The sequence below is a fragment of the Bacillus sp. CCB-MMP212 genome, assembly GCF_022748145.1.
In the GTDB taxonomy this organism is placed as follows: domain Bacteria; phylum Bacillota; class Bacilli; order Bacillales; family Bacillaceae_G; genus Bacillus_A; species Bacillus_A cereus.
In genome coordinates this window covers 87,362-100,271 of the sequence record NZ_JALDQE010000008.1, presented here as the reverse complement: position 1 = coordinate 100,271, position 12,910 = coordinate 87,362, and the positions used below count along the sequence as shown (strand labels likewise).

The following is a 12,910-nucleotide window of genomic DNA, read 5'->3' as shown; positions in this document are numbered from 1 at the left end:
TTCTTATTTTCTATTAGTCCAAAATTGATCTTACTTTACCAGGATTATTGATTCTAAGCATTTGATAACCTATTCCAGACAATCCTGTAAATAGTCCAATCGAATTAAATCCTTCTATGTATCTTAGTTTGAATCCATTTTCTTCATTAGCCCTATCTATAATATTCTCTACTAATAATTTTGCTGTTTCTAAGTCTTCTTCATTTTGATTAAATTCATATTTTTTCAGATAGAATTCTGTTACAGCTATATTACCATGGCAAAGCCCATCATTTTTCAACATATCCATATTTAATAGTAAAGGTTCTAATATTTCTATAACTTCACTATGCTTGTCATTACCAATGATATTTCTGATCTCAATTTCTGCAATTAGAATTCCCACTATTCCTCTACACCAAGAGAAATTCAAGTTTTTGAAGTTTTCTATTTTACTTTCCTCAAAATTCCTCTCAAACTTCTTATACAATTTTTCTCCGTATTTAAAGTAACGCTCATTATTTGTACATTTCCACAACCTGAAAAATACTAATGCATTAGATATATCTCCATGGCCAAATCCCATATTAAACTCAAGATTTTCTTCTTTTTCTTCATCATTCATATTAATGTATTTTTCAGCATATTTTATTGCTAAAGTTAAGTAATTTAAATCCTTATTATTATTGTATATTTTTAATAAAGAATTAATTAAACTAATAGCCCCGTTTAAATAATCAGTATGTATCATATTTATTTCCTGATTATCTATATATTCCATTTGGAATTTTAGTTCGTCTTTTAATGCTCTAGGCAATTTCTTCTTTTTCATTCTAGCTGCTGCATGTATAACGCTAACATACCCACTATTTAAACCCAACTCATTCTTAATTACATGCTGGTTTAGAGTATTTAGTACCATGTTTGCATAATCTAAATATTTCTCATTTTCCGTTTCAAGATATGTTGTATATAAGAATAAATACACCCCTGTAAATCCATCATAAAAATCATCATCTATCATTCCAACTGACCAATATTCACCTTGTTCTGGATTAACAACTATCCACATGATTTTATCATCTTCTACAATGGCAGATTCTATAATTTTATCAGCTAACATTATTGCTTGTTTTTTGAGATCTGTATTTTGAATTTTACAATTTCTAAATAGTTTAGATGGTGTATATTCTTTCTCATTTTTTAGATACAATCCAAACGAAATTTTCATCACTGAAATTTGTTTATTAATTTCTTCTGTTGTCAGGTAATTAATTTTATTAATTACTAATTCTTCTGCATTATATTGCTGTATTGACTTCATAAATTCAAAGTCACTTGAAATAACATCTTTTGTACCAATTTTATTGAAGAATATTGGAATATCGTTGTTCATCATATCTTGCACTTCATATTTAATCATTTCTTTGTCACTAAATGGATGACTCCACATATTCTCCAACACTTTTTCCCTATCTAACATGTCACCTAATAAATCTGGATGATATGAATGGTGTAGGATATTTCCATATTGACTAGTATCCCTAACAATTAGTCTCACTATTTTACCCTTAAGAGGCTTTAATATTTCAATTAAATCTTCTTTATTATCCATTGCTATTTCACATATATTTCTAAAGCCACTAATTATTTCATTAGTATAATTTTTAAATCCAATTTTATTTTCAAGGTTCTTTAGAAATGGAATATTATTCGAATCATTAGTTGTAAATTCTAAATGTTCATACCTCATTTCATCTGTTCCAATGTTTATAGGCTGTAATATTTTTTTAGCTATTTTCATTCCCTTACCATCTAATGCACTCAAGTCCAATCCTACTTCGTCTTCCCGATCACTTCTTGGGTTAAGTGGTAGTAGCATTGTTGAGGTTATATTGTTAAATAAATCTAAACGGGCTCTTTTTAAGATTGGATAATCATCAAGAACATTTAATACAGGCTGTTGAACAATTGTTTCTAAATCTATTATTACTGGGTATTCACCATGAGCAATTAGATTCTCCATATGCATATCAGAAGCATTTATTAAATATAATGCCCCTAATATCTGGCCGAACCTTGTGTAATATTTAGATAATTCTACTTCTTCATGGCAACCTTCGTATAAAATGAATTCTTCAAAACAATAACTACTTTCATAAATTCCTTTGACGGTTTTCATATCTAATATATTATCTTTTTGGTTAAAGTAATGAATAAATTCATTATAGACCTTGCTCAACTCTATATTCTTAGGCTTGTATATTACTCTATACTTTTCGTTAAACATTAATTCTATAACTGTATTACCCTTATTATGCGTGTCACCTTGTCCTATTTTAATACTTGTGAGTAATAGCGGACCTGGAATCGAAAAAGTATTTAATATGTCGTCTTTATGTTTTTTCATTCGATTAAGCATTGTTTTCATATTAGTAATAAAATAAGATGTAATTGTGCTTAAAATCCGTGTTAATACAATATATGTATTATAAAACTCTAATAATTTTTCTTTAGATTTATATTGATTAATAAAGAATAAAAATCTATTTTCAGGTGTATCTCCAACAAGAATTTTATTTTCTCTATCCATGTTCAATTCTAAAATTATAGCTTTTTGTGCTAATTCAACAATGGAATATGCGAACTGTTCGATCATACTCTCTAAAATATTCTCATTAATTAGACTTCCATAATTATATTTAGAGATAGAAGCGCCTATTTCTTTTTTCACAAAATCTATAAATGGCCTTACAATAAATAAGATGCCCCCAATTTCCGAGTCCAGAACTTCATTCCTGTCAGTACTATTTAAGATATCTTTAAATGTATTATACCAATCAGAATTTTTTGCAGCTTCATTATATAAATCTATATATCCCTTAGATGGATTTTTATCAACAGCCAATGAAAAAATGTTTGTTTCATAATTATTGTATTTTAACATTGAATTAAAATCTTCTTCGGATATGATGCTCATTTCTGAACGCCAATTCAATAAGGCCTCTAAATTTGATGCATCAAAAATTTTATTATCTTCAATATATGCTTTAATTACGTCATAGCGCTCCTTAATATTTAATGACTTATGTAAATTTGTTAATAACATCCCCTAATCCCCTTTTTAATAAACTAATTTTTTGCTTACATACTCTTTCAATGTATCACTATCAAACAATCCATTTTTTAACCAGTATTGGTACTCAAAATTCTCTTCAGGATACATATGAATACTAGATTTTAATAATTGAAATGTAGTTTCGTGCCTTTCGTTTACTTCCACCTTAAAATTATTTTTATACAATGCATCTATACTATCAATTAAACTTGATAAAGATTCTTCATACTCTTCTTCATCAGTTCTTAAAAAAACTTCTGAATTAACAACTGTTGCTCCCATAAAGGAAAAAATTTTACGCACATAATCTTCTACTAAGTCCCCACCGTTACTTTCAGCTGTCACTATAGTTATTACAGGTTTACAAATTAACTTAAATAAGTGTCCCCAATACGATAAACGGTCAATAAAAATCTTTGCATCGGATGACACATTATGAGAATAAACAGGAGTTGCAAAAATAATTAAATCTGCACTTTCTAGTCTTGTTTTTAGCTCTTGTCCAGAATCATTTTCTAATCCATCAGATGGACAAAAACCGTTTATAAAACAGTTCTTACAACCCGTTGAATGCATCAAAGGCTTTTGGATTGGATCAAAAACATCTAATTGTATATTTGGATAGGATTGCTCTATATATTTTTTTAACTCATTTATAATTTTATTTGTTCTTGATTTAACACTTCTAGATCCTGAGTAGAGTAAAATTCTAGTCATAAAAACACCTCATTAAATATTTATGAACAAAAAGAATGAGATAATATTATCTCATTCTTTTCTATTCATATTACTTCCCTTTATTGTCTTTACCACATTTAAATTCAGCAGACGCTATGTAAGAAGCAACAAAGCTTGCAAGAAATGGTGATGGAGTCGTACGTGGATCTACTCCAGAAGCTCCATAAATTTTTTCCATTTCTGTTTTACTAAGCTTTTTCATACTTAAGCCTACTGTCTTTTCACTAATATTCATCATGAAAAAACCTCCTTTTTAACCTAAGCAATTTTTATTATAAGATACTAAACCAGTAATACTACCAGCTGCACTCAGGCAAGCTTTACTACTTGCTTTAGAAGCTTGAACAGTGATACGAGAAGCCACAACAACTGTTGGATGTGTTCTTGTATCTACCCCAGAAGCTCCATAAATTTTTTCCATTTCTGTTTTGTTAAGCTTTTTCATACTTAAACCTACTACATTTTCATTCAAATTACTCATACTCAAAACCCACTTTCTTCTTTTTATAGTTTTTTTTTGAAAGAAAAGAATATATATCCTTTTTCTTACAATTAGATTATATACAAATATTCGTATAATTTGCAACCATTAATAAACAGATTTACAAAATATGCAAAATTGCATATTATATATATATCTGAATACATATTATCTTTTAATAATTTAAATTACATATCTAGTTATTTGAAACACTTGTAAGGTTAGGTACTTCTCAATGAGTTAAATAAGATAGCCTGCAATAAATTTTATTAGCTTCACAGCACTATAAAGCTAATAAAATTCCTCCTCTACAATAAACAAACATGCTATTCTTTCCATAAAATCATAGAAAGAATAGCATGTTTGTTTTTCTATACCTACATCTAATAAATTACAACTGTTGTTCAAAAAATTTAATTATGTAGGAATGTATATAAGTTTATATTTTTCATATATATTCACCAAATAAAAATTAAAAACTAAAGGGCTCTAAAAGTATTTCTTGCAATATTAAAAGCTATGAAGATTCAAAACTTATTATATTGGTGGATAAGAATTAGAAAGTTTGTCTATTTAATCTACATATAGATTCTTAATTACAAGAATCATTTAAAAAAATAATAAACCCAGATATTCACATAAAAACGAATTTTTATAATTAAAATATCACTAACAAGTAATCACTTTATGGTACTGTAGTTACTTTTCAATTAATAATAACACTACTGGAGAAATACTTAGTATTACTTTAGAGAGATTTAAAAATTTTTGAATACCGCATCAATAACTTGCTATGAACAAAATTGATACGTATATTAAAAAGAATAGATACTAATCTTCAAAAGCTATCTTTTGAAGGTGGTTTTTCGAACCATTTAAAACCTTTTAAATAATTCGAAATGACATACAAAATAAGTATACCGCTTAATTAGTAGGAAATATTGCTTATTATATTAACTTTATCATTAGACATTTCTATTCTTAATATATTGATAATAATCAATAATGTTCAAATACTTCCTCAACTTTTCGGCCGAATACTTTACATATTCTAAATGCAAGATCTAAAGAAGGTGTATACTTATTTTTCTCAAGGGCCGAAATTGTTTGTCTGGTGACCCCTACTAATTTGGCTAATTCATCCTGAGAAATGCTCTGTGCAGCCCTATACATTTTCATATTATTTTTCAGCATTTTATCACCTCAATTTATTTTAATTAGTAAGGAAGAATAATTGTTTTTTAATCACAACAATTATCCCTCAGTTATTCAACCTAGTTTTTTATTAAAAACGAATATCAGAAGTGAATTAATAAAAGCCATTATAGAAATAATAATAACGAGAAAATTAAATATTTCATCTACTAAAATATATCCATTTAAATGTAATATCGCAAAGAATCCCAATAAAATATACGAAAACAAGAATGCATACTTTGATGCTCTCCCTACCACTTGCTCACCACGTTCATCTTTTTTATTTTTATCTAAATAATACATCCAATATGCAATTGACATTAATAAAATCGCAGTGCTAATCTTCGCAAATATAGTTAACATATGTAATACCTCCATTTATTTACTTATTTTATACAGATAATGTATCATCTTTTTTACATTATGTAAAGTTTTTCTTACTTTTTGTCTTGTTTTCATTACATAACTTCTTTGAGTATTATTAGAAATACTGCCACATGCCCCTCTGATAAACATTTAAAAGTTCATTAAATATCTGAACAATATTGTCACAAAGAACATGAAAAAAATAATAAACAATTAGAATTTGGAACAAGCAATCAATTACACGATTCAAATGATTTTTCAAATCAAAAATTTTTAGGACTCAATTGCATTGCAAGAAATCTTTTCAAATAAAAAGGACAGATTGATTTAAAAGAATTGGTTCATCAACAAGTATTTGAACTACTTCAACTTAGCTACATTACAGCCTATTAGAAGTGTTAGTAGTTCAATTCTCTAACATGGATTGTAAAACAACTTTTTTGCCCACTATTTTAAATTCAATCCCCCATTTTCCCCATACATTAGTTCTATAATTGGAATAGTTATCATTACTTTTTCTTTCTTTTTTCTTATTGCTTCTAAGTCGATTATTTTTATCATACAATCCCTTTTATTTCTCCTTGTTTATAAGTGGACCTTGTAAGACTCTAACCAACTGAGCTAAAGGTCCAAAGCATACATCTTACTCATATATTGTATTTACATATAATCTCTTAACATATAAAGTATCAATTTAATTTACTCTCTATTTAATATGCACATTTGCATCATGTTAACAATGCTTATACTCCTCATTCTATACACTTTCTAAGTAGTACTATCTTTTCATATCTTTAACGTAATTTTTTAACAATAAATCATAACTTTATGATTAAAATTTAATATCTATATACCTTTCATTTTACTAAATATAAAGAAGTTACTGTAATTACAGTAACTTCTTTATATAATTAATAACTTATTCTCACTATTTCTTTAAAGTATCTCTGCATATTTTGATTTACTGCATGAACGTAACATCCATTTATTCCGCGAGATAATAGTACGTAATAAATACGTTTAATATAGGATGTTAACTCATCATTATTTATATCTGTTCCCTTAATTGGAAGACCGTTTCGATCTTTATATTCTTTTGGATTCACTACAATCTTAGCCTTATTTATATCATAGTCTCCATTTTCTTCACCTGCGTAATCACAATCAATTTCAGCTCCTAAAATTACACCAACATAATTTAAATCCGCACCTTGTGTAGTATGTATACATCCTATTTCCTCTATACTATTCTCAAAGTTAATCCAACCTTTTACCTTTGAGTTCCATTTGAATGTCTCACCTGTAACGGGATCTTTTATATCATAGTGATTTTTATCCTTTTGTGTAATCCATTTCCAAGAATAACCTGCGACTACGCGACATAATTCATGTTTTTCATTTAACATTTTCATAGATTCATTCAATTCTGTAATAGAATCCATTACCTTAAAGTCATAGCCCCGTAATAACCCTTCTTCATACACTCCAACATTATTTGCTATTTGTAAATATTTACGAAGCCATGCTAGATATTGATCTCCAGATTTTAAACGGAATTGTTTATGTAAGGGATGCCTCTTATAATTCGCTGTCAACCGTTGGAATGCATCTGTATCTATATCTGCTGGTCGAATCGTTTGGTATGGATCATAAACTATTGTTAAATGATATGCAAATGTTTCTATTAATTCCAACTCGTTTGTATAACCATCATCAGTAACTAAATGTTTTAAATCACGTGCTTGTTTACCAAAATATTGTTTCAGACGATGAGCTTCATCTACAAAAACATATTTATATTTAGATCCTCTATTTTTTGCTTTCTTAATAAATAATGAAGGTGAAAGTACTGTAATACCTTGTAAACCTAGTTTTTTCATTAAACTCTTATATAAATTTAAAGAATGATTTTGTGGGACAATAAGTGCAATGTCTTCATGAGACAGCCCCTCACGTGCTTTACCAGTTTTATCGTCATAAGCAAGCGCATATAAGATATTTGTTAATACTATTGTTTTACCGGTACCCGGGTCCCCTGTAATCAAATTTCGACTATTTGATTTAGTAAGCATTGTATTAAAAATGTCTTTGCAAACCTCAATTTGATTTGCCGATAACTCTTTAAATGGTGAATATTTATAAATAAATTTATTATGTATCTCACCTAAATTCTCACTAGCTATACCTTCTTTCATTAACTGAGCCCAAATTTCTCCAAACATATTTTCAACATTTTCAATTCCATTATAGGAATGAATTTTTTGTCCTCTGACTTTATTCAGTAAGTTAAATTTTTCATCCGCTAATAAATATTCAATTAATAATGTTTCAATATGTTTAATTGAGCTTTCATTAAATAAATCACTCTTTATCACAATAACTTCCTTGAATGTTTTATCTTCATCATTTAAATGTGCAATGAAACGGCCATAAATATCTGTGGACTTACCTACATATAAATTCTTTTTATCTCGTTGAATATAAACTACTGGTATTCCATCTATTTTAGGGTCTCTAATACAACCTTGCTCAAACTCTTTTCGCTTCTTTTTAATTATGTAAAATGAAGATAATTTTGCTGCAAATGATAGCATTTGAATAACTCCCGACTTTTTAATTTTAAGAATATTTGAGGATGTGTGGATTGCATACTTTTAGAATACAATCCATACATCCAAATCATGATCTCAACCATCTGCTTTCCCATAACCATTTCAAAAAACTGTAAAACGATTATCGCTTTACAGTTCGTTATATTTTTTATTACTTCCAAATGCTTTTTCTACAGGATATTTCTCTGCATTCTTTACCAACTTAGCATGTACTACTTCTTCTAGATCAATATTTAATTTATCACTTAGCATAAGTAAATAAATCATTACATCCGCCATTTCTTCTTTTATTTCCTGCATTTTCGTCTCTGTTGCTTCTTCACTAGACTTCCATTGAAAAGTCTCAAGCAACTCTGATGCTTCTAAATTTAAGGAAATTGCTAGATCCTTCGCATTATGAAACTGCCCCCAATTTCTCTCATCTCGAAACTTTATTACTGCATTTTGCAAATCTTCCATCACTATTACTCTCCTCTCAATTACTTACTATCTCTTTAAACCAAAATTCATTACATCTATAATTCCATCTAATTAACCTTAATCCAGATATAATCATCTTCATATTTAACATTTAATTTTAATCGAATCCCCTTCATATAGTCCTCTAATCGTCTTGTAAAATCCTCATCATTGAATTGATCATATTTATCTACGCCTAGATATAACTTAAATATATTCCCTTTTGTTAAATCAAACTCCCACTTCAAAAAATTATGTAGCATACTTTCCTTACTCATGTAGTGATTCGCTTCCATATAATCTAGTAATTCATATAGATTATAGTATACCAAGTTATTTGGTTTAAGCTCTTCACATTTGGGACAATATTCTCTATATCTATCTTGTAATTGCATAATCATTTCTGTCCCACATTGATTACAGTTATACATGTACCATTCCCCTTTACTGGATAACCCAATTCGTCTCTCTTATGTTCTTCCTTTCCTTGAAGTTAAAAATTATACTATTTCACTTTAAAAATATTCCTCTTATGCCACTTAAAGTATAATTTATTCTCCGGTTGAATTCCTATCTTAACTTTTGGTATTAATCCAAATTTCAAATAATCTGTTTCCACTATTAATGAGGAAATATGCAATCGTCCCTGCCCATCAAATGTGATAAACCCTTTATCATAAAGAGCATCATGATTACAGCACAGTAGTACACCGTTATACGGATCTAAGCGTTCCATACTTGTACTATCTTTCCATGGCTTAGAATGACTTGCTCTTAACAATTCTGGTAAATTTATTCCGCATAATGCACATTTTCCGTTCCAAATCTCTATTAATTCCTCTCTAAATTTTTGCTGTCCAATTCGGATTTTCGCTTTTACTTCGGATTCCGTCTCAGCTATAACCGGAATTAATGTATTATTTTCTGTCCTTCTTACCGGATCAACTGCCAACTCTAATTGCTCATCATTGATTTTATAAATGTTTGAATCACCAATTAGTTCCATTAATTTAAGGGCTAATTCTTCATTACATGGATATAAATAACCTTGGTTTCCATTTGCATCTGATTGAAAAGGTGAATATTTAATTGGCAACAGGTGCGATATCTCTTCAAATTTATCACGTATATTAATTGGTTTTTCTAACTCATGATATTTTAAAGATACCAAATAGCCTTCATCATTCCATTGATCATGGCTTTTCATAATCGATGGTTTATTCGATTCCTTACAATTTTCTTCAGCGATACTAACTGCTACAATATTCCCTTTTACATAATGAAAGATTCGATCCCCCTCTTTTACATCCATCATTCTTTTCCATGAATGTGGTACATTACCGCCTCTATCCTTTTTAGGTGACCAAATAATTTCTAATCCTTTTTCCTCTTGATATGTATGCCCCTGCATAACAATAAAATGATTCATATACTCTCTCCTAAAGCGTTAACTCATTACGCTATTTTCTATTTAATATAATACTAAAAAACTCTCCTATGATTAGCAAATTGTCTGTTTCATTTTCAATACCAAACAACCTTTTCTACAGAAAAATTCTGCAATTCCTTTTACTCAACAATTGAGAAATCCAACTTTATATCCATTTATAAAAACAAAAGAGTTGACCCAAAAGGTCAACTCTTCTATTTTAAATTTTTTATTTCTCTTCTTCTTCTTTTTTTGCAATTTCCCGTTCATTTTTAGCGATTAAATCATGAAAATGCTCTTCTTTGTTTTCTTCAATATAATTCATAAGGTCTTTAAGTTCCATTTATATCGCCTCCTGTATTTATTATATCAATAATATAATAAAATGTCAGGACAATATCTATTAATCATTTTATAAAATTTATAAGATATATTTACTAAAAAACAAGAGCTGATTTCTCGATAAATTGATTATTTCGAGATTCATCAACAATAATTTCTTTTACTCGTTTTGATTCTTTAAAAGCAAAAACTTCTGGTTCCTTCCCGGTATTATCATATAAAGTATAGCAATCTATTAAATCTTTAATTTTAGAAAAAGTAGTCGCTACTTTCATATGGCTTTCTTCAATTATATTTTGGGGTACCAATCTTCCTGTTACTTTAAAACGCAAATTGGATCGCTCTAAGGCAACCTTTATTGGAACATCTACAATAATTGCTTTAATACTAAAACCTGCTAGTCTTAATTGTTGAATTAACTTTTTGTATTTTACTTCATTTTTCATTGTACCATCATACATAAAGTTTATTTTTCTTTTCATGCAGATTTTTAAAAGTTTCATGGTAATATCACTACTTTCATCATGAACTAAAAAAGCTGCTTGTTTCATTAACTCAATATTTCCGAATTCTATTAACTCTTGATATTCTGGTATTTTTTCTTTGATCTTATCAGGATCTATCCAAACCATGTTTTGTTTCTGATGTTTATATCCCTTACTTACTAACTCTCCAATTGAGCTTTTTCCAGCAGCAGAACCACCACCAAGTAATATAGCCTCAGGTTCTTGCTCTTGCTGCGGTTGATCATTTAGAAATAATTTAATGATTTCATTATGTAAAAGCTTACGTTCTATTGTATACTCCCCATTAATTACGTACTTTTCTCTAGTTGGTTTCAATTTTTATTCTCCTCTTCTATAGATGCATTATTGTGTCCCTTTAAAAATTTGAGACCTTCCCCTTTAACTGCGCTTATTACTTCGTATTTTGAAATCTCTATAAGAGATTTAACTTACTATAATTTCATATAACTCTTTTTGTTAGATGCTCTATCCTTTATTTCTTTTTTTACACATTCCTTCTAAACAACGATCTTTCTCTCTGACTCAATGTCTTCTACATATATCCACTTAAACAAAAAAGGACTTCTTTAAGTCGATTAATTGTGCATAGCAAAATAAGCTATATACACTAATCGGCTCAAAGAAGCCCTTTCAAAATCAAAACAAGAACAAAACTTGTTTCTACAACTCTACCAAAACACATAAGGTGTGGGAATAAACAGAATCAAATAAACTAACAATTTAATTATATATTACATAATAAGGTTATTATTATCAAGATTATTTATAAAATAGCTCTTATCAGGAAATTTATGCCTCTAAAATATATTTATTTTTTTAACATCTACACAACATTAACAATACATGTTAATATATAAATATTGCAATTTTAATATAATAATTTATAACAGGAGATGACGAAATGAAAGGACTTGAATTTTCAACTAGTCTATTATTCTTTTGGATAAAAGGTAGAGTAGACGTTGATAACAGGTTTGTAAAAACCAACTTATCAAACACATTATTAGGGTTTATTCCTGCTGGTAAAGACCAACAAAACATTCCTCTAAAAAATATTTCTGGAGCAATGTTATCTACGAAGTATTTCTTCAAACCAATTATTCTTGGAATACTAATTTTCTTATTCGGATTAGGTACTTTGGGTGATAGTTTTATTGGTGGATTAATCTTTCTATTAATGGGCATTGGAATTGCAGGTAGTGGCATCCAAACGATTTTAAGAATTGAAAAAGCAGGTACACCTTATCATATAAGTGTTCCATTCTTTGAAAAAGAAAAAATGCAAGTATTAAATGATATTATACACAATGCTTTAGCAGATGATACAGATAAAACAGATTTAAACCTATTCTTTGATAAAAAATCACAGTAAATCTTTTTTATTTGTAAAACAAAACATTATCCCTCTATAAATTTATTAATTATACTATAATGTTTCTAAGTTAAATGTATAAATAAGCGCACCCTTTTGTTACTAGGATGCGCTTATTTATATTTAGAAATCGATCTACACCTATCTCTCATAACGTTACTTTTTTGGATGAATAATTGAATATCTCTATTAGCAATAGCTATATTCTTTTAATATCCTTATCAAACGTCTTACGCAAAGTATATATTCTACTCTCCCCTAATCCAACCTCTATAGCTGTATTATTTATT

At 28.4% G+C, this 12,910-nt stretch carries 12 protein-coding genes; 1 reads left to right on the top strand and 11 read right to left on the bottom strand.

The genetic code is table 11. The annotated features are described in order from the left end of the window. Positions 1-13: 13 nt before the first annotated feature. The 11 genes from MRP26_RS21435 to MRP26_RS21385 all read right to left on the bottom strand — a co-directional run bounded on the left by MRP26_RS21435 (position 14) and on the right by MRP26_RS21385 (position 11,563). Positions 14-3,088, bottom strand: coding sequence for a type 2 lanthipeptide synthetase LanM family protein (locus tag MRP26_RS21435; protein ID WP_242806874.1), 3,075 nt, complete (start codon positions 3,086-3,088; stop codon positions 14-16). A 15-nt stretch (positions 3,089-3,103) separates the two neighbouring features. Further along, positions 3,104-3,814 (bottom strand): flavodoxin family protein, encoded by a 711-nt coding sequence (locus MRP26_RS21430; RefSeq protein WP_100616756.1) that lies wholly within the window; start codon positions 3,812-3,814, stop codon positions 3,104-3,106. Positions 3,815-3,884: 70 nt separating this feature from the next. Further along, a complete protein-coding gene (locus tag MRP26_RS21425) occupies positions 3,885-4,073 on the bottom strand; it encodes a lichenicidin A2 family type 2 lantibiotic (RefSeq protein ID WP_100616757.1) in 189 nt (62 codons plus the stop codon). A 15-nt stretch (positions 4,074-4,088) separates the two neighbouring features. After that, positions 4,089-4,316 carry a lichenicidin A2 family type 2 lantibiotic gene (locus MRP26_RS21420; RefSeq protein WP_100616759.1) on the bottom strand — a complete coding sequence of 76 codons (228 nt, stop codon included), beginning with the start codon at positions 4,314-4,316 and terminating at the stop codon, positions 4,089-4,091. Positions 4,317-5,315: 999 nt separating this feature from the next. Further along, positions 5,316-5,510, bottom strand: a complete 195-nt coding sequence (locus MRP26_RS21415) for a helix-turn-helix transcriptional regulator (RefSeq protein ID WP_100616760.1) — start codon at positions 5,508-5,510, stop codon at positions 5,316-5,318. 75 nt (positions 5,511-5,585) lie between these two features. Continuing rightward, positions 5,586-5,876, bottom strand: coding sequence for a hypothetical protein (locus tag MRP26_RS21410; RefSeq protein ID WP_242806872.1), 291 nt, complete (start codon positions 5,874-5,876; stop codon positions 5,586-5,588). 914 nt (positions 5,877-6,790) lie between these two features. Beyond that, complete coding sequence (locus MRP26_RS21405) at positions 6,791-8,473, bottom strand: DUF2075 domain-containing protein (RefSeq protein WP_242806871.1); 1,683 nt, start codon at positions 8,471-8,473, stop codon at positions 6,791-6,793. 147 nt (positions 8,474-8,620) lie between these two features. After that, a complete protein-coding gene (locus MRP26_RS21400) occupies positions 8,621-8,950 on the bottom strand; it encodes a nucleotide pyrophosphohydrolase (protein ID WP_119684427.1) in 330 nt (109 codons plus the stop codon). 68 nt (positions 8,951-9,018) lie between these two features. After that, positions 9,019-9,381 (bottom strand): hypothetical protein, encoded by a 363-nt coding sequence (locus MRP26_RS21395; protein WP_242806869.1) that lies wholly within the window; start codon positions 9,379-9,381, stop codon positions 9,019-9,021. A gap of 74 nt (positions 9,382-9,455) precedes the next feature. Further along, complete coding sequence (locus MRP26_RS21390; RefSeq protein WP_119684429.1) at positions 9,456-10,379, bottom strand: HNH endonuclease; 924 nt, start codon at positions 10,377-10,379, stop codon at positions 9,456-9,458. Positions 10,380-10,816: 437 nt separating this feature from the next. Beyond that, positions 10,817-11,563, bottom strand: a complete 747-nt coding sequence (locus MRP26_RS21385) for a zeta toxin family protein (RefSeq protein WP_197242032.1) — start codon at positions 11,561-11,563, stop codon at positions 10,817-10,819. Between the two features lie 586 nt (positions 11,564-12,149). Between MRP26_RS21385 and MRP26_RS21380 the strand changes: the two genes are divergently transcribed. Beyond that, positions 12,150-12,620: a hypothetical protein gene (locus MRP26_RS21380; protein WP_167319699.1), complete on the top strand. Its 471-nt coding sequence runs from the start codon at positions 12,150-12,152 to the stop codon at positions 12,618-12,620. Positions 12,621-12,910 lie beyond the last annotated feature (290 nt).

Bases quoted from the DNA above. Each gene is read 5' to 3' on its own strand.
- MRP26_RS21435 (WP_242806874.1), bottom strand. From the start codon at position 3,088: ATGTTATTAACAAATTTACATAAGTCATTAAATATTAAGGAGCGCTAT.
- MRP26_RS21430 (WP_100616756.1), bottom strand. From the start codon at position 3,814: ATGACTAGAATTTTACTCTACTCAGGATCTAGAAGTGTTAAATCAAGA.
- MRP26_RS21425 (WP_100616757.1), bottom strand. From the start codon at position 4,073: ATGATGAATATTAGTGAAAAGACAGTAGGCTTAAGTATGAAAAAGCTT.
- MRP26_RS21420 (WP_100616759.1), bottom strand. From the start codon at position 4,316: ATGAGTAATTTGAATGAAAATGTAGTAGGTTTAAGTATGAAAAAGCTT.
- MRP26_RS21415 (WP_100616760.1), bottom strand. From the start codon at position 5,510: ATGCTGAAAAATAATATGAAAATGTATAGGGCTGCACAGAGCATTTCT.
- MRP26_RS21410 (WP_242806872.1), bottom strand. From the start codon at position 5,876: ATGTTAACTATATTTGCGAAGATTAGCACTGCGATTTTATTAATGTCA.
- MRP26_RS21405 (WP_242806871.1), bottom strand. From the start codon at position 8,473: ATGCTATCATTTGCAGCAAAATTATCTTCATTTTACATAATTAAAAAG.
- MRP26_RS21400 (WP_119684427.1), bottom strand. From the start codon at position 8,950: ATGGAAGATTTGCAAAATGCAGTAATAAAGTTTCGAGATGAGAGAAAT.
- MRP26_RS21395 (WP_242806869.1), bottom strand. From the start codon at position 9,381: ATGTATAACTGTAATCAATGTGGGACAGAAATGATTATGCAATTACAA.
- MRP26_RS21390 (WP_119684429.1), bottom strand. From the start codon at position 10,379: ATGAATCATTTTATTGTTATGCAGGGGCATACATATCAAGAGGAAAAA.
- MRP26_RS21380 (WP_167319699.1), top strand. From the start codon at position 12,150: ATGAAAGGACTTGAATTTTCAACTAGTCTATTATTCTTTTGGATAAAA.